Here is a 16,175-nt window from a genome sequence, read left to right on the forward strand (position 1 = left end):
CGTTACAGCGCCTGTCAGCATAGGAGCGGGCAGCATGACATTTACACGTAAACGATGCCCTGGTTTCACTTGCCGGACTTGCGGGTTTTTTATTGATCAATCTGAAAAAAGCATCATTCTCATTATAGAGAGTGATGCTTTTGTTTATTAAAATCCCCATCTTACCAACAGTCCGGTATACGTCAATCCGCCGCCGAACCCGAATAATACCAGGGTCTGGCCTTCCGACAGCTTTTTCGCTTTCACGGCTTCATCCAAAGCGAGAATAATAGAAACAGATGAGGTGTTGCCGTAATATTCAACACTTGTCAGTGTCCGTTCAGCCGGGAAGGGAAGTTTTTCACAGATTGATTCTATCATCCGCATGTTGGCGCTGTGAGGAACGAACCAATCCAGATCGTCTTTTGAAAAGCCGGCTTTTTCTAAAAGGACGTTGAATTCCTCTGGTACAGTTCTGACCGCCCATTTATATACTTCTCGGCCGTTTTGCACCATGTTTCCTCCGCCCTTAAGCGGCTGGCCGTTTAATTCAGCGCTCAGTCCCGTCCGATACAGCACGTCCGCGCCGCTTCCGACCGTTCCTTGCACGGCTGCCAAAAAGCCCGGAGCTGCTTCATCACGTTCCACCAATAGGGCGCCAGCAGCGTCTCCGAACAGGACACAGGTCGACCTGTCAGTATAATCCGTTACTTTTGATAATGTTTCACCGGCAATCACGATCACTTTTTGATGAGTTCCGGCGGTAATTAATGCGTCTGCGAGCTGAAGGCCGTAAGTGAGCCCGGCGCATGTGGCGTTTATATCAAGCGCCCCCGTGTGCGGCCAGCCGAAGTAAGCCTGCACGCGTGCCGCTGTGCTTGGAAACGCATAGTCCGCCGTCGTTGTAGCCACAAGGATCATATCGACATCATTAAGGGTTCCGCTGTATCGTTCTGCAAGGTTTTTCACCGCTTCAATACATAAATCCGATGTGAATTCATGTTCGCCGGCAATGCGTCTTTCCTTCATGCCGGTGCGCTGGACGATCCATTCATCAGATGTATCGACGATGCGCTCCAAATCCGCGTTTGTTAATCGGCGTGCCGGAGCATATGTACCGATTGCTGTAATTTTAGATTTTGACATTATGATTCACTCCTTTATAATCAGATTATAACACCAGATATTATTACTTGGTACTAATTTTAATAAAAAAACCCAAGCAGCATCCGCTGGTTGGGGAGCATGAGACATCTATTTGTGAAACGGGTTTGTGTGAAACATTACCAATGACGGCAGCAGTGACGGCAGTGATGGCGGCATGAATGATGATGCTTTCTTTCTTTTTTCTTTTTACAATGTTCCTCTTCTTTTTTCTTTTTACATGGTTCTTCTTCTTTTTTACAGCACCAGAAGGAGTCTTCATCAAACCAATCATCTTCAAACCAATCCTTAAACCAATCATTACGACACCTTTTCCGCTTGTGCGGTTTACGGCTGATCATACATTTCCCTCCTATTCCCATGCTCCCTTCATCTTATGAAAAAAGAGAAGGAAAAGATTGGACGGGTTGTGGATCAAAAGAGTATATTTTAAGAAGAATAAAATTGATAGGAGGAATGACCTGTGGAAAATATGAAACATACGATGGAACTGATTAAGAAACTGGTGTCGATTCCGAGTCCGACGGGCAATACATACGAGGTTATCGCATATACAGAAAGTCTTTTAAAAGACTGGGGCGTCTCATCTTACAGAAACCGCAAAGGCGGTCTTTTTGTCACAATTCCCGGCCGTGATGACAAGAAACACAGACTGCTGACGGCGCATGTCGATACGCTCGGCGCAATGGTAAAGGAAATAAAGGCGGACGGCAGGCTGAAGATCGACTTGATCGGGGGTTTTAGATACAACTCGATTGAAGGAGAATATTGCGAGATTCAAACTTCTTCCGGCAAAACCTATACAGGCACCATCTTAATGCATCAGACTTCAGTGCACGTCTACAAGGATGCCGGCAAGGCAGAGCGGAATCAGGAGAATATGGAAGTCCGTCTTGATGAGCATGTACGGACGAAAGAAGAGACGTCCGATCTCGGCATCAGAGTCGGCGATTTCATCTCATTTGACCCGCGCGTGCAGATCACGCCGAGCGGTTTTATTAAGTCCCGTCATCTTGATGACAAAGCGAGTGTGGCTCTGCTCCTGGATTTAATCCGCCGCATCACTGAAGAGAAGATCGACCTTCCATATACAACGCATTTTCTGATCTCTAATAATGAAGAAATCGGCTACGGCGGCAATTCCAACATTCCCCCTGAAACTGTCGAATACTTGGCTGTTGATATGGGAGCAATCGGCGACGGCCAGTCTACGGATGAATATACCGTCTCCATTTGCGTGAAGGATGCGAGCGGCCCGTACCATTATCAGCTCAGAAAACATCTGGCCGGGCTTGCGGAGCGCTATGGCATTGACTATCAGCTTGATATTTATCCGTATTACGGCTCTGACGCCTCAGCAGCCATCCGTTCGGGCCATGACATTGTCCACGGACTGATCGGCCCGGGAATTGACGCTTCACACGCCTTTGAACGCACGCACGAATTATCGCTTCTGAATACGGCGAAGCTTTTGCACCGGTATGTTCTGTCTCCGATGGCATAAAAAAACCTGCGCGGAATAATTTCCGTGCAGGTTTTTCGTTTAACCTGAAATGGTGGTGTTTTGTTCTGTTTTGGCGAGGCTCATGACCTTCGCGCCTTTAACGGGATCATACTGGCCTTCCCATTTTGACATTACAACGGATGCCAGCGCGTTTCCGGTCAGATTGACGACCGTACGGGCCATGTCCATAATCCGGTCAACACCGGCGATGAATGCAAGACCTTCTGCAGGAACGCCGATTGTGCCGAGTGTCGCAAGCAGGACGACGAAAGAAGTCCCGGGCACGGCAGCCATTCCTTTGGAAGTGACCATCAAGACGAGCACAAGGGTAAGCTGCTGCCAAATGGACAAGTCAATGTGGTATACCTGAGCGAGGAATAAAGCGGCGATAGATTGGTACAGCACAGAACCGTCTAAGTTAAAGGTATATCCGATCGGCACAACAAAGGAAACAATACCTTTCGGACAGCCGATTTTCTCCATTTTCTCCATAACGCGGGGAAGTACAGTTTCGGAGCTTGACGTACTGAACGCCAATAAAATTTCATCCTTCATATAGGCAAGGAATTTGAAAATGTTAACCCCAGCAAGCTTTCCGACGATTCCGAATACAACAATGAGAAAGAAAGCCAGAGCTACATATACTAAACCGACCAGTTTACCGAGTGAAAGCAGGGAACTGAGTCCAAATTTGGAAACGGTAACACCAATCAATGCAAAAACGCCAAACGGAGCAACTTTCATGACCAGGTTCACAACGTGGAACATTGCATTAGAAACACCTTCAAAGAAGGCCAGTACAGGCTTTCCTTTTTCTCCGATTGCCGAGATGCCGAGTGCAAAAAGCACGGTAAAGCAGATGATGGCAAGCAGATCTCCTTCAGCCAATGACTGGAAGAAGTTTGTCGGTACAATATGCAGGAATGTGTCCGCTACGGATTTACCGCTTTGTTCTTTTTCTGTTTCAACATATTGACTGATATCTGTTTTTTGAGCTTCATGTATATTAACGCCAGCCCCCGGTTGAAAAAGATTCGCCAGAGCGAGTCCGAGAATAATGGCAAAAGTAGTAATGATCTCAAAATACAAAATCGTTCTGAAGCCTAATTTTCCGACCTGTTTTCCGCTTCCCGCGCCGGCAACGCCGATGATTAAGCTGGAGACGACAATTGGAATCACTATCATTTTGATTAAGCGTAAAAACAAATCGCCAATAGGCTGTAAAAAAGTTGGAACAGCGGGATTGCCATACCAGATGACACCGACTACAACCCCTAGTATGAGTCCGACGAAAATTTGCGTCGCTAATCCAAAACGTAATTTTTTCATAGATTACCTCCCGAAGAAAAAAGTGCAATAAGTATCTAAAAAGATAGCTATTAGAACAAATTATAATAGAAAAGAAAACAATCCGTCTATAGAAAAATATAGATTGAAAATACTGAATTGTTCAAAACATACAGATTATTGCTAATAATGGTGAATAACGCCCTATTCAGAAAGTATGATACCGGCCGTAAAAAAAGGCGCCGCACATCTTCGAATGTGCAGCGCCCTTTTGTTACATATCCTTTATTTTCAAGCAATTGTCACAAACATTTCCATAGCATTCATGCTGTTCAGCTATTTCTTTGCCGCATTCCGCACACTTTTTACCGGGTAGATTTCTAAAAAATTCTGTTATTTTATCCAACATACCCATCCCTCTTTCATTGTTTTGTCTTTACATTGTATTATAACAGTTTGTGAAAATCAACGGCTGTTTTGACACAATGTTTAAAACATGCAATTTGTACGAAAAATAGGTATATTGAAGGAAAGAGTCTTTTTATCCTAAACATTCGGAGGACGATATGAAAGTTACAGTTATTGGATGCTGCGGCGGGTTTCCGGCCGCAAATGAAGCAACTTCAGGCTACCTGTTTCAGTCCGGCGGTTATTCTCTTCTGGTCGATTGCGGAAGCGCCGTATTATCAAAGCTGTTTGCCTATGTTCCGGCAGAAGAGCTTGATGCCGTCATTTTGTCTCATTATCACCATGATCACATCGCTGATATCGGGCCGCTTCAATTTGCCAAGCAGGTCGGCTCTTTTCTCGGAAAAGGGGCGGATGCGCTGCCGATTTACGGGCATGATGCTGATATAGAACAGTTTGAGCGTCTTACATATAAAACGCATACAAAAGGAGTGGCTTATCAGCCGGACCGCCCGCTTTCTGCCGGGCCGTTCACCATTACCTTTCTGAAGACGGTGCATCCGGTCACTTGTTATGCGATGCGTATTACCGACGGTACAGCAACCGTTGTGTATACGGCTGATTCAAGCTATCAGGACGCGTTCATTCCGTTTGCGGAAAATGCCGATCTGCTGATTTGCGAGTGCAATTTTTACGCGCACCAAGACGGCGCGCCGGCAGGCCATATGAACAGCACGGAAGCCGGACGTATCGCGCGGGAGGCCGGAGCGGGAGAACTGATTCTCACGCATCTGCCGCATTTCGGCGAGCACCTAAAGCTGAAAGAAGAAGCGGAATCCGTATTCGGGGGAAAAGTGAAGATCGCGGCTTCCGGATTGAAGTGGGAGAAATAAAGGAGGAGCACCATGTTATTTATTGACAACCAAAACATAACCGACCCGAGGATCAACCTCGCAATCGAAGAATATTGCGTGAAGCATCTCGACCCTGAACAGACATACCTGCTGTTTTATGTCAATCAGCCGTCGATTATCATCGGGAAGAATCAAAATACAATAGAAGAAATCAATACGAAATACGTAGAGGATAACGGAATCATCGTCGTCCGCAGACTGTCAGGAGGCGGCGCGGTTTATCACGATCTCGGGAATCTGAATTTCAGTTTTATCACAAAAGATGACGGAGACAGCTTTCACAATTTTAAAAAATTTACCGAACCCGTCATTCAGGCGCTGCGCCAGCTCGGGGTGGAAGCTGAATTAAGCGGCCGAAACGATATCGTCGCCGATGGCAGAAAAATTTCCGGCAACGCTCAATTTTCGACGAAAGGGCGTATTTTCAGCCACGGAACATTAATGCTGGATTCGGCCATTGACCATGTTGTATCAGCGCTGAAAGTGAAAAAAGACAAAATCGAATCAAAGGGCATTAAATCAATCAGAAGCCGTGTCGCCAACATCAGCGAGTTTCTTGATGACAAAATGACGGCTGATGAATTCAAAAAACACCTGCTTCACCATATTTTTAATACAAATGATCTTTCCGAAGTGCCGGAATATAAGCTGACCGATGAAGACTGGAAAGCGATCCGGAAGATTTCTGAAGAGCGCTATCAAAACTGGGACTGGAATTTCGGCAGGTCGCCGGCATTTAATCTTCAGCATTCCAAACGTTATCCAGTCGGGTCGATTGATCTGCGACTTGAAGTGAAAAAAGGAATCATTCAGGACTGCAAAATTTTCGGGGACTTCTTCGGTGCGAAAGATGTGAGTGAAATCGAACAGGCGCTGACCGGAAAACAATATGACAGAACCGCTATCAGAGAGGCGCTGGACGGAATTGATCTGAAACAGTATTTCGGCAAAATAGAGATGGAAGATTTCCTTGAACTGATTTATTAGAACATTTGCCGGGCGCATGATTTGAAAGGGCGGCCGTTCTTGTGAAATGATAGAACCATAATAAATAAGGAGGGATCATGATGAAAGTATTTCTCATCGGAGCGAACGGACAGATCGGACAGCGGCTGACCGGGCTGTTTCAAAAAGACGGCACGCATACCTTGCGGGCGATGGTCCGGAAAGAAGAGCAGAAAGAAGCGCTTCAAGCGGCGGGTACAGAAGCCGTTCTTGCCGATCTGGAAGGAAGTGCGGAAGATATCGCGAAAGCCGCTGAGGGTTGTGACGCGATAGTATTTACCGCCGGATCAGGAGGAAGCACCGGACATGATAAAACGCTTTTGATTGATCTTGACGGAGCGGCGAAAGCGGTAGAAGCGGCAAAGAAAGCCGGCATCAAGCGGTTTATTATGGTGAGCGCCCTTCAGGCTCATAACCGCGCCAATTGGAATGAAGCATTGAAGCCGTATTATGTTGCAAAGCATTACGCGGACAAAATTCTTGAAGCGAGCGGTTTGACGTATACGATTATCCGTCCCGGCGGGTTATTAAATGATCCGGGCACGGGCAATATTAAAGCTGCCGCCGATTTAGAAAGAGGCTCTATTTCAAGAGACGATGTCGCCAATACGGTTATCGCATCCCTTGATGAACCGAATACGTATGAAAAAGCGTTCGATCTGACGGCGGGCAGCACGCCGGTCAGAGAAGCGCTGAAACAATTATAATTTCCGGTTTTACGGCACTCGGGGCTTTTTGCCCTTGAGTGTTTTTCTATATTTTTCTATAATGAAAGTGAACGTTTATTCCGGAGAAATGAATGACTATTCATTCATTACATTTTTAAAGGGGTGGGAAAATGAATCTGGTTTCCAAATTGGAAGAAACGGCATCGCAGAAACCGGAAAAACCAGCTTGTCTGTTTCAAGATCAGTACATGACGTATCAGGAGCTGGCAGGTAAAATTGAAGCATTTGCAAACGGATTGGAGGACAGGGGACTGAAAAAAGGGGATCATCTCGCGCTGCTTCTCGGAAATACGCCTGATTTTGTCATTGCGTTTTTCGGTGCGTTGAAAGCGGGAGTCGTCGTCATTCCTGTTAATCCGGCATACACACCTTCAGAAATCGCGTATATGCTGAAAAACGGCGATGTCAAAGCGATCGCCGGCATTGATCTTTTAATTCCCGTATTTGAAAGCCTGCACGGCTCGCTGCCGCTGCTGGAGCATATCATCATCAGTCAGACCGCAGAGAACGCTCCATCGACAGAAGACCCTCAATTGCGCTTAAAAATGAAAACGTTTACAAAAATGCTCTGCCCGGCGGAGCGCAGCAGAACCTATCCGGTATTGTCCAAAGATGATACGGCCGTCATTTTATACACCTCAGGGACGACGGGAAAACCGAAAGGCGCCATGCTCACCCATCAGAATCTTTTTTCCAACGCAAATGATGTCGCCGGATACTTAGGAATGAATGAGAAAGATAAAATTGTGGCCGCATTGCCGATGTTTCACGTTTTTTGTTTAACCGTTTGTATGAATGCGCCTCTGATGAGCGGAGCGTGTGTATTAATTGAACCGCAGTTCAGCCCGGCATCTGTCTTTAAACTGATTAAACGCCGGCAGGCAACCATTTTTGCAGGCGTACCGACGATGTATAACTATCTGTATCAATATGAGCACGGCAAGGCGGAGGATTTTGCGTCCGTCAGACTGTGCATTTCAGGCGGCGCTTCCATGCCGGTCGCTCTGTTGCAGACATTTGAACAAACCTTTGACGTCACCATTCTGGAGGGATACGGACTTTCTGAAGCGTCTCCGGTTACTTGTTTCAATCCGTTTGACCGGGGGAGAAAGCCCGGCTCGATCGGGACGAATATTTTGCATGTCGAAAATAAAGTCGTTGATACGCTCGGTCGCGAACTGCCTGACCATCAAGTGGGGGAATTGATCGTGAAAGGGCCGAATGTGATGAAGGGCTATTACAAGATGCCCGAGGAGACGGAGCACGCGCTGAAGGACGGCTGGCTGTACACGGGTGATTTGGCGAAACGCGACGAAGATGGTTATTTTTATATTGTCGACAGAAAAAAAGATATGATTCTTGTCGGCGGTTACAACGTCTATCCCCGCGAAGTAGAAGAAGTGCTCTACAGCCATGAGGGGATTAAAGAAGCTGTGGTCATCGGCGTTCCCGACGCCAAAACGGGTGAAGCGGTGCATGCTTATATTGTGCCTGCGGACGGTGAACTGACAGAACAGGCCGTTTTTGATTACTGTGAGCAGCATTTGGCAAAATATAAGCGTCCGGCGGAAGTGATTTTTCTTGAGGAGATTCCGAAGAATGCGACCGGGAAGCTGCTGAGACGGGCGGTACGGGACATGCTTCCGAAATGACAGACGAAAAGCGAAGCCGGGGGCTTCGCTTTTACATGAACTGATCCGGTCAGCTCTGCGATTCTTCCTTAATAATGCTTTGCACAAGCTTCGTATCATGCCGGGTCAGTTTGTAATACGTGTTTTTATACTTGTACAACATATAATTGCCGCTTTCGAGCCACATGCTGAATGAATCAAAACGGTCTTCATGGTATTTGACCGTTCCGTCGTAATCGGGAGACACGCTTTTGGTCAGTTTGACTTGTTTTCCTTGGTTCAAGATATCGAGCATATCTTTTACATTCTGCCTGTCTTTAATTTTAATTTCTTTTTTTCCGTGCTCAGACAGAATAATCAGATCTGCGTTGCTTGATGTAAATACATCGCCGGTCCGGCTGTATACATAGAAGAAAGCAATAACCAAAAGGGCGATTACTACGATAAACGCGATTATTTTTTTCATATTCATCACTCCGTCTTTTAGTCTTTCCCGCTTCCTGTTGTTCCATTCTTTTCTGTTGTGAAAAGATTAACATCCGTTTTGGAGGCTTGGTTCTATTTATTTGCATTTATGCTTACAATAGGAGTAAGTCATAAGGGTAAGGAGGGAGACTTCCATGCGCAAATGGATAGCGGCAGCGGGACTTGCCTATGTGCTGTACGGCCTTTTTTTCTATTGGTATTTCTTTATGACAGGAGACTCCGCCGTCCCGGAGGCCGTAAAGGGAACGAAAGCTGATCCGTCCTCGTTTATGGACCCGGGCCGCCTGGCAGCCGCTGAAAATTATTCAAATGTAAAGGATTTTTTGTTTTTCATCGGGGCGCCGTTAGATTGGTTTTTATTTTTTCTGCTGCTGATTACGGGGCTTGCCAAAAAAATAAAACAATGGCTGGAAGCAGCGGTGCGCTTTCGGGTACTGCAAATCGTGAGCTTCGTATTTGTGATTTCACTCATCGTTACGGCGGCTTCGCTTCCGCTTGAGTGGATCGGATACCGGGTTTCGCTTGCGTATCATATTTCGACGCAGACAACAGCCAGCTGGATCAGAGATCATGTCATTGATTTCTGGATCAGTTTTCCGCTGTTCGCCGTGTGTGTGCTTGTGTTTTACTGGCTGATCACAAAGCATACAAAAAAATGGTGGTTTTACGCTTGGTGTCTTACGGTGCCGTTCACCCTGTTTTTGTTTTTCCTGCAGCCTGTCGTGATTGATCCTTTATACAATGATTTCTATCCGTTGAAAGACAAGGAGCTTGAAAGCAAAATTTTGTCGCTTGCCGACAAGGCCGATATTCCGGCTAGCCATGTTTATGAAGTAAATATGTCGGAGAAAACGAATGCGCTGAATGCGTATGTGACGGGCATCGGCTCGAATAAGCGCATCGTTTTATGGGATACGACGCTTAACAAACTGAAGGATCAGGAAATTTTGTTCATTATGGGGCATGAGATGGGGCACTATGTCATGAAGCACGTGTACATCGGACTGGCCGGGTATCTGCTGCTGTCATTGGCTGGGTTCTATATCATTGACAAGCTTTACAGGCGGATGTCCAAATCCTTTGGCCGAATGCTTCATATAAAGGGGCCTGAAGATCTGGCCGCTCTCCCGCTGTTATTGCTGCTTATATCCGTGCTCAGTTTTGCTTCTGATCCGATTACGAATGCCGTCTCCCGGTATCAGGAAAACGCCGCCGACCGTTACGGCATTGAGCTGACCGGAAACCGGGAAGCGGCGATTGAGACGTTTCAGGACTTGGCCGTTACGGGACTGAGTCGGGTCAACCCGCCGTTTCTCGTAAAAATTTTCAGAGGGAGCCACCCGTCGATTATGGAGCGGATTGAACATGCGGAGGAAGAAAAATAATAAAAAGCCGGCGGGGCCAAGGCCGACGCCGGTTTTTTATGTTTTACTGAGCTGCCGCCTGTACGTTGATCAGCCCTTTTCCATAGTAGAAAGAATCACCAAGTTTTGTAGTGGTGTTTTCTAAACTGCTGCGGACTTGAGTGTTTGTCCAGTTCGGGTGCTTAGAAAGAATCAAAGCAGCCGCTCCGGCAACGTGCGGAGATGCCATTGACGTACCGTTGTACGCCCCGTATTTGTTTCCAGGAAGCGTGCTTTGGATAGATACGCCAGGTGCCATGACATCAAGCTCAGGTCCTACGCTTGAGAAAGATGCTCTTTGGTTGCTGCTGTCAACAGCGCCTACTGCAATGACAGAAGGGTATTTACCAGGGTAGCCCACTGTGCTTGAGCTGCCGGAAGTGCCTTCGTTACCGGCTGCCGCAACGACTACGACGCCGGATGCAACGGCTTTATCAACTGCCGCTTTTAAAGCAGCAGAACCAGAAGGTCCGCCGAGGCTCATGTTAATAACGTCCATATTGTTTGCGATCGCCCACTCGATTCCGTTAATGATCCAGCTGTATTGGCCGGAACCGTCAGCACCGAGAACTTTTACAGCGTAAAGTGATGCGCTTGGCGCAACGCCTAATACACCGATTGAGTTATTAAGAGCCGCAACTGTGCCGGCAACGTGAGTTCCGTGAGAGTTGTTGTCTTGGAAAGGATTTGTTTCAGAAGGAACCATGCTGGCTCCGCCTGCTACCTTTAAATCAGGATGAGAAGAATCGATACCGCTGTCGATAACCGCTACTTTAACATTTGATCCAGTGTAGCCTTGAGAGTGCAGAGCAGGGGCTTTAATTTGTGATACGCCGTAAGGCACGGACTGCGCGTACGCATGTGCTACGTGATCTTCTTCAACGTAAGCGACGCTCGGGTCTTTTTTCAATTCTTTTACAGCTTTTTCGTTTAATGTAGCTGAAGCTGCGTCTACATATTTGAATTGCTTTTGCACTTTCCCGCCTTTTTCAGAAATGACATCTTTCTTCTTAGCGGCGCTCATCGTGCTCATTGTCTGTTTAAACCCGACAATATATTTCTTTTCCCCGTTTGATTTCCCTGCCGCCTGGGCAGAGGATGTGCTGCCGAACGCCATCGTAAAGATTAACGCTAAAGCAAACAGCAAACTGATCCATACTTTTTTGCCTCTCACTCTTTATCCTCTCCTTTTTTTCATTTGCAGAATAACCAATAGACAGATTATTCTGTGGATTAATTGTATAGTATGGAATAATATTTTAGTAGACCCAATTTTTTTCAGTTTATTTTATTTCTATTTAGGTATATCATCTCTCTTTCGTTTCGTAGGAACTCGAAATATTTAAATTTTAATGGAAAAAACCGATGGATGGACATGAGTAAATGTACACAGGAGCAATCACTCGCTTGTTTCCTGGGTCGAACGGTTTGTTTCCATTTTTGGGGGTTGTTCCAAAAATAGGATAAATGTCATCTTTTGTTGAATACAGAAGACTGATGGAAACGTAAGCGAAATCAGTCTTTGGCTTTCTTGACCGAGAAAAGCTGTGAAACCATTTTATAAAAATAATGATAATGAATATCATTGATTTTGATATTGTCAATGATATAATTGCGGAAAAACGAAAGAGGGGGAACTGATGAAACCGATTTTCAGTATGCTGCTGATCTTATCCGTCCTCTTCATACCGGCATGTTCAGAACCGGAACATGAGACCGCCATCAGACATGATCTCGGGACCGCGCATGTGGCAGCGCACCCGCAGCGCGTCGCCGTATTGAATCCGGGCTTTATTGATACCCTCCATGATCTCGGCATAAAGCCGGCGGCTGCGGCCGATGACCCGTCAAAGTCTGTCGGCACCCGATCACATCCCGACCTGAAAAAGATCGCTTCTTTAAAACCCGATCTCATCATTGCAGATTCTAGCCTGCACAGAGGGATATACAATAAGCTGACGAAGATCGCTCCGACAATCGCTTTGAAAAATGAAGATGCGGATTATCAGGATGCGGTTGACGCTGCCTTGACCATTGAAAAAGCGGTCGGTAAAAAGGACATCATCGAGAAACAATTATCGGCTCAGGAAGAAAACCTGAATGAAATCAAAAGAAAGCTGGATGCAGAAGGCGGCTCGATTTTATTAATCGACGCTGCAAATGGCGGCATTTCCGTAAAGAATGATCAGTTTTTCACGTCCCGGCTTTTGGCGCTCACGGGGTTTACATATGCAATCCAGACAGCTTCCGGGAAGAAAAACGATCATATTAAAATGACGCCCGGGCAGCTTTTGCGTATCGATCCTGATTACATCGTGCTGTTGGGCGGAGAGAAAGAACTCGAAAAACATCTGCTCTGGAAACAGCTGACAGCCGTGAAAAATGGACGCGTCTACCGCGCGGACAGGGCGGTTTGGACGGAGCGGCGGAGTATTGACGGTGCGGACGCCATATTACATGATCTTCAGAAAAAAATGCTCGCCAAAAAGGCCCGACACTGAGTGCGGGCCTTTTTATTATGATTCCGAAAGGTGGCTGCTTACATTGTAATCTTTGACGCGCCACTTATTTTCAATCCGTTCGATATTGCTCAGGCATGCATTGACAAGCTTTGCATTTTGTATGTCGGTGTCACCGTCAGAAATGGCAGACAAGAGGGCGTGGATGGCTGCGCCGTGAGCGACGATCAGTACCTTTTGGTCAGGAAACCGTTCCTGAACTTTTACTAAACCGGCCAGCATTCTGTCTGTCAGTTCCTCTGCGGTCTCCATGTTCGGGTAGTTTTTATCCGGGTAGCACTCTGACCGTTCCGGTAAAGACATTCCTTCCGCATCACCGTAGTTCCGTTCTCTGAAATCTTCCATGACGACAACGGGAAGATTCAAAAATCCGTTAATAATGTCAGCTGTTTTTCTGGCCCGTTTCATCGGGCTTGAGACGATGACATCCCATTCGAAAACCTTTAAGTATTCTCCTGTTTCTTTCGCCTGACGCTCTCCCGTCGCATTTAACGGAATATCCGTTTTGCCTTGAAGCTTTTTTTGGGCGTTCCAATCAGTCTCTCCATGTCTTACTAAACAAACGGCAGTCATAATGTGTTCACTCCGATCATTTTTTATCAATATCATCTATTATACTGCCGTTACGTTAACACTTCAAAGAGAAGCGCCAGTCCGACTCCGCCCCCGCTGCCGATCGCTGCTGCTGCGTAGCGGGCATCCGGCCGTCTTTTTGCTTCATAAAAAAGCCGGGAGACAAGCGCCGCCCCGGAAGCCCCGTACGGATGCCCGACGGCTAGAGCGCCGCCCCGGACATTTATTTTAGAATATGGCACTTGAAGCTGTTGTGAAAAGACGCATATTTTGACGGCAAACGCCTCGTTGATTTCGTATATATCAATATCATCCGGTGACAGGTTCTGCTCCTTCAAAAGCTTTTTGACGGCATAAACCGGAGCTGCTGACGGATAATGCGGATGGACGCCGCTTACCGTGCTTCCGATAAAACGCAATTTCGGTTTTAAACCGAGGGACCGCGCTTTTTGTTCTTCCATTACACAAACCGCCGCCGCCCCGTCAGAAATGCCGCAGCTGTTGGCGGCGGTGACAGAGCCGCCGGACTGAAAGACGGGTTTGGCGCGGGCGATAAGAGGTTCCATGTTCCGCTTTTTCAGCATGTTTTCGTCAGCGGCGAATCCGTGACACGGGAGGATTTCCTGTCGGTACAGGCCGTCTTCGTGCGCTTTGAAGCTCCGTTCATAGCTGAGGAGGGCATATTCGTCCTGCATTTTTCTCGTGACTGCGTAAGCCTGTGCCGTATACTCGGCTGCTATGCCCATATCAGGATCGCCGATATGTTCAGGTGAAAAACGCGCGCGGGAAGAAAAAGGGGAGCGGCTGCTGCTCTCCGCTCCTCCCGCGATGTACGTGCTCCCCGCGCCGGCTTTTACAAAATGGCACGCGATTCTCATGGCGTCCAGCCCGGAACCGCACTGTCTGTCGATGGTCGTCCCAGGCACGCTCAAAGGAAGCCCGGCCGTCAAGGCTGATAGCCGGGCGAGGTTCCCGCCGCGGCCTGTCGCATTTCCGATCAGAACTTCATCAATGTCTTCTGCCATGTTCCGGCTCAAATAGCGGATCAGCGGAGCTGCTAAATTTTCAGGAAGACAATCTTTTAACAGGCCGTTTTCCCGGGCGAAAATCGTTCGTTTCGCATCCGTAATTACAGCTTCCATTCCATCATGTCCTTTGCCTGCTTTTGTATGGCGGCACGGGCGATCTTTCCGCCGGCTGTTTCCGGTATATCTGAAAACAGCCATTTTTTCGGGATTTTATATGCCGCCAGCTGTTTGCGGCACCGTTTCTTCAGGTCCTTTACATTTGCATGCCCATCGATCACCGCAACGGCGATACTGCCCCAATAATCATCGGGAACCCCGGTTACGGCCGCTTTTCTGACACCCGGACAGCCGTTGAGCACACGTTCAATCTCTTCAGGGAACACATTCAGGCCGCCGGATACGATCATCCCGTTTTCACGGCCTTCGATATAAAGATAGCCTTCACTATCGACATACCCCATGTCATCAACCGTCATCCACCCGGAATCATCAGGCTTTGCGCCGTTGATATATCCGGAAAATTTCATCGGGCTGTTCACAAAAATCTTCCCCGTTTCGCCCGGCAGGCAGCGTTCTCCTCCTGGACGGCGGATTTCGATTTTAACATTATCAAACGGCCGGCCCGCCGCGTCAGGCTTTCTCACGCTGTCTTCAGGCGATAAGAATGCCACGAAACTCAGCTCGGACGTTCCGTAAAAATCGTATAATAGCAAATGAGGATAGCGATCTGACAGCGCTTGTTTAGACCAAGCGGGCCAGTCCGCGCCGGAAGAAATTACCTTGAGCGGTTTATCAGGAAACGCCTCGGCCGAGAGCAGGGCGTCCGTCATTGTCGGGACGGTATATAAAACATCAGCTTGTCTCAGCCAGTCTTTTATTCCGGCCGGATTGAATTTTCTTTGAAGGATGACGGTTCCCCCGATAAATAAAGTGCTGACGGCACCGTACAAAAAGTGTGATGAGCGCATCGTGCCCGGTACGAGCACTTTGTCTTTAGGGGAAATACCGAATTCGCGTTTCGTACAAGCAAAGCTCTCCAGCCACGAACGGTGGGAGCGGGTGAAGGCTTTCGGCTTTCCGGTCGATCCCGAGGTGAACCCGGTATAAAAGGGCAGGCCGGCGTTTTTTATAAATGCGCCTTCCGCTTTCTCCGCCTCGATTAAAGGTTTGCATTCATCCCACAGGATAACAGGCGTTTTGACGCCGTCCAGCCTGCCGCTCAGCCGGCGGTCAGCGATGACGACATCGGTGTTGCTGATGTGCAGCTGATCTGCGAATTCCGCCGCTGTCGAGCGGGGGTCTAACGGAATTGCCGTGCAGCCGGCATGCGCCGCGCCTGCGAATAGCTGTAAAAAAGGCATTCCGTTCGGCAGTAAAATCGCAATGTTTTCCGGCTTAACTGAAAGGCTGCCAAGCCAGTTTGCGGTCTGGTTTATAAGTCTATTCCAAGTTTGATAGGTTATCTGTTCTGTTTCTGTCTGAATTGCGATTTTGTCCGGCGTTTGTCCGGCTATATCTGAATATGTTGATGTAATCATGATGTCTC

At 47.5% G+C, this 16,175-nt stretch carries 16 protein-coding genes; 7 read left to right on the forward strand and 9 right to left on the reverse strand.

Features of this window, described 5'->3' with window-relative positions:
- Positions 1-147: 147 nt before the first annotated feature.
- Positions 148-1,125, reverse strand: coding sequence for a beta-ketoacyl-ACP synthase III FabHB (fabHB, locus tag ACW5MY_RS05395; RefSeq protein WP_013351724.1), 978 nt, complete (start codon positions 1,123-1,125; stop codon positions 148-150).
- 43 nt (positions 1,126-1,168) lie between these two features.
- The gene (locus tag ACW5MY_RS05400; protein WP_155758769.1) at positions 1,169-1,444 is read right to left on the reverse strand and encodes a hypothetical protein; all 276 of its coding nucleotides are present in this window, start codon (positions 1,442-1,444) and stop codon (positions 1,169-1,171) included.
- A 171-nt stretch (positions 1,445-1,615) separates the two neighbouring features.
- Here ACW5MY_RS05400 and ACW5MY_RS05405 point away from each other — a divergent pair, with 171 nt between their 5' ends.
- Positions 1,616-2,647 carry a M42 family metallopeptidase gene (locus ACW5MY_RS05405; RefSeq protein ID WP_014469999.1) on the forward strand — a complete coding sequence of 344 codons (1,032 nt, stop codon included), beginning with the start codon at positions 1,616-1,618 and terminating at the stop codon, positions 2,645-2,647.
- A 39-nt stretch (positions 2,648-2,686) separates the two neighbouring features.
- On the opposite strand, the gene ACW5MY_RS05410 is transcribed toward ACW5MY_RS05405, so the two are convergent.
- Together ACW5MY_RS05410 and yhfH are read right to left on the reverse strand one after the other, a co-directional pair.
- On the reverse strand, positions 2,687-3,976 hold the full coding sequence (locus ACW5MY_RS05410) for a cation:dicarboxylate symporter family transporter (RefSeq protein WP_013351726.1): 1,290 nt from the start codon (positions 3,974-3,976) through the stop codon (positions 2,687-2,689).
- A 232-nt stretch (positions 3,977-4,208) separates the two neighbouring features.
- A complete protein-coding gene (yhfH, locus tag ACW5MY_RS05415) occupies positions 4,209-4,343 on the reverse strand; it encodes a protein YhfH (RefSeq protein ID WP_014470000.1) in 135 nt (44 codons plus the stop codon).
- A 157-nt stretch (positions 4,344-4,500) separates the two neighbouring features.
- Between yhfH and ACW5MY_RS05420 the strand changes: the two genes are divergently transcribed.
- The 4 genes from ACW5MY_RS05420 (at position 4,501) to ACW5MY_RS05435 (ending at position 8,641) form a co-directional block, all read left to right on the forward strand.
- A complete protein-coding gene (locus tag ACW5MY_RS05420) occupies positions 4,501-5,235 on the forward strand; it encodes an MBL fold metallo-hydrolase (RefSeq protein WP_462061708.1) in 735 nt (244 codons plus the stop codon).
- A gap of 12 nt (positions 5,236-5,247) precedes the next feature.
- On the forward strand, positions 5,248-6,243 hold the full coding sequence (lplJ, locus tag ACW5MY_RS05425) for a lipoate--protein ligase LplJ (protein WP_289394258.1): 996 nt from the start codon (positions 5,248-5,250) through the stop codon (positions 6,241-6,243).
- 80 nt (positions 6,244-6,323) lie between these two features.
- On the forward strand, positions 6,324-6,968 hold the full coding sequence (locus tag ACW5MY_RS05430; protein WP_014470001.1) for an SDR family oxidoreductase: 645 nt from the start codon (positions 6,324-6,326) through the stop codon (positions 6,966-6,968).
- A gap of 131 nt (positions 6,969-7,099) precedes the next feature.
- Complete coding sequence (locus ACW5MY_RS05435; protein WP_289394259.1) at positions 7,100-8,641, forward strand: fatty acid--CoA ligase family protein; 1,542 nt, start codon at positions 7,100-7,102, stop codon at positions 8,639-8,641.
- Between the two features lie 49 nt (positions 8,642-8,690).
- Here ACW5MY_RS05435 and ACW5MY_RS05440 read toward each other — a convergent pair whose 3' ends face one another.
- Positions 8,691-9,086 carry a hypothetical protein gene (locus ACW5MY_RS05440; protein WP_013351731.1) on the reverse strand — a complete coding sequence of 132 codons (396 nt, stop codon included), beginning with the start codon at positions 9,084-9,086 and terminating at the stop codon, positions 8,691-8,693.
- Between the two features lie 154 nt (positions 9,087-9,240).
- Between ACW5MY_RS05440 and ACW5MY_RS05445 the strand changes: the two genes are divergently transcribed.
- The gene (locus ACW5MY_RS05445; protein WP_045507225.1) at positions 9,241-10,491 is read left to right on the forward strand and encodes a M48 family metallopeptidase; all 1,251 of its coding nucleotides are present in this window, start codon (positions 9,241-9,243) and stop codon (positions 10,489-10,491) included.
- A 43-nt stretch (positions 10,492-10,534) separates the two neighbouring features.
- Here the strand turns inward: ACW5MY_RS05445 and ACW5MY_RS05450 are convergent, their stop codons facing one another.
- Complete coding sequence (locus ACW5MY_RS05450) at positions 10,535-11,683, reverse strand: S8 family peptidase (RefSeq protein WP_013351733.1); 1,149 nt, start codon at positions 11,681-11,683, stop codon at positions 10,535-10,537.
- Between the two features lie 466 nt (positions 11,684-12,149).
- Here ACW5MY_RS05450 and ACW5MY_RS05455 point away from each other — a divergent pair, with 466 nt between their 5' ends.
- Entirely contained in the window at positions 12,150-13,010 is an 861-nt protein-coding gene (locus tag ACW5MY_RS05455) for an ABC transporter substrate-binding protein (protein ID WP_013351734.1), read from the forward strand.
- Between the two features lie 15 nt (positions 13,011-13,025).
- On the opposite strand, the gene ACW5MY_RS05460 is transcribed toward ACW5MY_RS05455, so the two are convergent.
- Genes ACW5MY_RS05460 through ACW5MY_RS05470 form a run of 3 tightly spaced genes read right to left on the reverse strand, consistent with a single transcriptional unit; the run spans position 13,026 to position 16,167 of the window.
- Complete coding sequence (locus ACW5MY_RS05460; RefSeq protein WP_013351735.1) at positions 13,026-13,601, reverse strand: histidine phosphatase family protein; 576 nt, start codon at positions 13,599-13,601, stop codon at positions 13,026-13,028.
- 50 nt (positions 13,602-13,651) lie between these two features.
- The gene (locus ACW5MY_RS05465) at positions 13,652-14,743 is read right to left on the reverse strand and encodes an acetyl-CoA C-acyltransferase (RefSeq protein ID WP_013351736.1); all 1,092 of its coding nucleotides are present in this window, start codon (positions 14,741-14,743) and stop codon (positions 13,652-13,654) included.
- Positions 14,731-16,167: an acyl-CoA synthetase gene (locus ACW5MY_RS05470; protein WP_014470004.1), complete on the reverse strand. Its 1,437-nt coding sequence runs from the start codon at positions 16,165-16,167 to the stop codon at positions 14,731-14,733. Before ACW5MY_RS05470 ends, ACW5MY_RS05465 begins: the two co-directional genes overlap by 13 nt.
- Positions 16,168-16,175 lie beyond the last annotated feature (8 nt).

The sequence above is a fragment of the Bacillus sp. Bwzl_19 genome, assembly GCF_054900515.1.

Excerpts from the sequence above, each read along its gene's own strand:
- ACW5MY_RS05445 (WP_045507225.1), top strand. The coding sequence starts at position 9,241 with ATGCGCAAATGGATAGCGGCAGCGGGACTTGCCTATGTGCTGTACGGC.
- ACW5MY_RS05440 (WP_013351731.1), bottom strand. The coding sequence starts at position 9,086 with ATGAAAAAAATAATCGCGTTTATCGTAGTAATCGCCCTTTTGGTTATT.
- ACW5MY_RS05460 (WP_013351735.1), bottom strand. The coding sequence starts at position 13,601 with ATGACTGCCGTTTGTTTAGTAAGACATGGAGAGACTGATTGGAACGCC.
- ACW5MY_RS05430 (WP_014470001.1), top strand. The coding sequence starts at position 6,324 with ATGAAAGTATTTCTCATCGGAGCGAACGGACAGATCGGACAGCGGCTG.
- fabHB (WP_013351724.1), bottom strand. The coding sequence starts at position 1,125 with ATGTCAAAATCTAAAATTACAGCAATCGGTACATATGCTCCGGCACGC.
- ACW5MY_RS05435 (WP_289394259.1), top strand. The coding sequence starts at position 7,100 with ATGAATCTGGTTTCCAAATTGGAAGAAACGGCATCGCAGAAACCGGAA.
- ACW5MY_RS05400 (WP_155758769.1), bottom strand. The coding sequence starts at position 1,444 with ATGATTGGTTTAAGGATTGGTTTGAAGATGATTGGTTTGATGAAGACT.
- ACW5MY_RS05410 (WP_013351726.1), bottom strand. The coding sequence starts at position 3,976 with ATGAAAAAATTACGTTTTGGATTAGCGACGCAAATTTTCGTCGGACTC.
- yhfH (WP_014470000.1), bottom strand. The coding sequence starts at position 4,343 with ATGTTGGATAAAATAACAGAATTTTTTAGAAATCTACCCGGTAAAAAG.
- lplJ (WP_289394258.1), top strand. The coding sequence starts at position 5,248 with ATGTTATTTATTGACAACCAAAACATAACCGACCCGAGGATCAACCTC.
- ACW5MY_RS05420 (WP_462061708.1), top strand. The coding sequence starts at position 4,501 with ATGAAAGTTACAGTTATTGGATGCTGCGGCGGGTTTCCGGCCGCAAAT.
- ACW5MY_RS05455 (WP_013351734.1), top strand. The coding sequence starts at position 12,150 with ATGAAACCGATTTTCAGTATGCTGCTGATCTTATCCGTCCTCTTCATA.
- ACW5MY_RS05465 (WP_013351736.1), bottom strand. The coding sequence starts at position 14,743 with ATGGAAGCTGTAATTACGGATGCGAAACGAACGATTTTCGCCCGGGAA.
- ACW5MY_RS05470 (WP_014470004.1), bottom strand. The coding sequence starts at position 16,167 with ATGATTACATCAACATATTCAGATATAGCCGGACAAACGCCGGACAAA.
- ACW5MY_RS05405 (WP_014469999.1), top strand. The coding sequence starts at position 1,616 with ATGAAACATACGATGGAACTGATTAAGAAACTGGTGTCGATTCCGAGT.